The organism is Rhodococcus sp. CX (genome assembly GCF_015865005.1).
In the GTDB taxonomy this organism is placed as follows: domain Bacteria; phylum Actinomycetota; class Actinomycetes; order Mycobacteriales; family Mycobacteriaceae; genus Rhodococcus.
In genome coordinates this window covers 50,642-52,532 of record NZ_JADZGH010000156.1, presented here as the reverse complement: position 1 = coordinate 52,532, position 1,891 = coordinate 50,642, and the positions used below count along the sequence as shown (strand labels likewise).

The window sequence follows — 1,891 nt, the reverse complement described above, 5'->3', positions numbered from 1 at the left end:
CGGCGCGATTCCGGTCCTGATCACCGCGACCACCGAATTCGCTTGCGGTGCACCGCACAACGCTCGGTACGGTCCGGTCACGAACCCGTGGGACCGGTCGCGCTGGACCGGCGGCTCGTCGACCGGCTCCGCGGGCGCCCTCGCGGCTCGGCTGGTCCCGCTGGCCCTCGGCACCGACACCGGCGGATCGATCCGCGTCCCGAGCGCGCTGTGCAACCTCACCGGCATCAAACCGACCTACGGTCTCGTCCCGCGCACCGGCGTCGCGTCGCTGTCGTGGACCCTCGACCACATCGGACCCATGGCGCGCTCCGCCGCCGACCTGCGGATCGTCCTCGACCTTCTCGCCGGACCCGACGGGCACGATCCCGCGGCCGCGCCTGCGCCGGTCGCCCAGCAGGTGCAGGACGCTCTCGCGACCACCGGCACCGCGACCGACCCGGCGCTCGCCGGTGTCCGGATCGGCATCCCGACCGCGTGGTTCACCGACCTGTGCGACGCCGCGGTGCTCGGCGCATGGGACGCGGTCGTGGAGACCTTCCGCGACCTCGGCGCCGACGTCGTGGCCGTCGACATCCCCGACGCCCAGCGCATCCACGACGACGTGACGATCGTGATGACCAGCGAACTCGCCTCGAACCAGGAGGGGTCGCTCGCGAAGTTCGCGGACTACGACATCGGCACGCAGGTCCGCATCGCACGCGGACTCGTCCCCTCCGCGGTCGACTACCTGCGCGCGGTGCGCCGCCGCACCCTCGCTCAGCGGGCAGCGGTCGATGCGTTCGACGCCGCGGGCATCGACGTGCTCGTCACCCCCGGCATCGGCGCGACCGCCGCGCGGCTGTCCGACGTCACCGTCGAGATCGACGGTGTCCGCCACCCCATGCAGCCGATCGTGGGCCGCAACACGAGCCTGTTCGACTACCTCGGTTTCCCCGCGGTCATGGCACCGGCCGGATTCGTCGACGGACTGCCCGTCGGGGTGCAGCTGGTGGGGCGGCCGTGGGCCGACGACACGTGCCTGCGCCTGGCGCACGTGTTGCAGACCGTCACCGACGTCCACACCCGACGTGCCGATGGATAGCCTTGTCACACAGCGTTATCCGCACCCGTGGCGGGTGTTCGCCGCCCTGAGCATCGGCGTGGTCGCGGTGTTCCTGAGCCTGAGCGGTCTGACGGTCGCGCTGCCGACCGTCGCACGGGAGCTGGACGCGTCCGGGGCTCAGTCGACGTGGATCCTGCTCGGCTACATGCTCGTCACCACGGCACTGATCCTGGTGTTCGGCCGCCTCGCCGACATCATCGGCCGCCGGCCGCTCTACCTCGCCGGGCTCGCCACCTTCACGGTGGCGACCGGGCTGTGCATGCTTGCACCGTCCGCCGGATGGCTCATCGCCGCCCGCGTCCTCCAGGGTGCCGGGGCAGCGGCCGTCGTCACCAACAACACGGCCCTGCTCACGGACACTTTCCCCCCTCACATCCTGGGCCGGGCGCTCGGGTGGAACGCAACCGTCGCGGCCGTCGCCCAGGTGGTCGGACCCCTGATCGGCGGGGCCGCGACCGCGGCGTTCGGGTGGCGCGGACTGTTCGCGGTGGTGCTGCCCGTGGGGCTGGTCGCGATCGCCGCGTCGATGTGGGTGATTCCGCGCAGTCCCCGCAAGGCCGTCGAGCGGGAGCCGTTCGACGTGGCCGGCGCGGTGCTGTCCACGGTCCTGCTCACCGCGGTGGTCCTCGCGCTGACCCCCGGCGTGAGTTCGTTGCCGTGGCTGCCGTGGGCGTGCGGCGGTGTGAGTGTCGTCCTCGCCGTCGTGTTCGTGGCCGTGCAGATCCGGCGCACGCATCCGCTCGTCGACGTGACGCTGTTCCGCAACCGGGGTATCGCACTCGTGCT

1 protein-coding gene and 1 pseudogene are annotated in these 1,891 nt (G+C 72.0%); both read left to right on the top strand.

Annotated features, from left to right (window positions below):
• On the top strand, window positions 1-1,084 hold a 1,084-nt coding region (locus I0Q12_RS16445), incomplete at its 5' end, for an amidase (protein WP_197252913.1).
• Window positions 1,077-1,891: pseudogene (locus I0Q12_RS33035) on the top strand (MFS transporter); the annotation flags it as partial. The gene I0Q12_RS16445 and the pseudogene I0Q12_RS33035, both read left to right, overlap by 8 nt.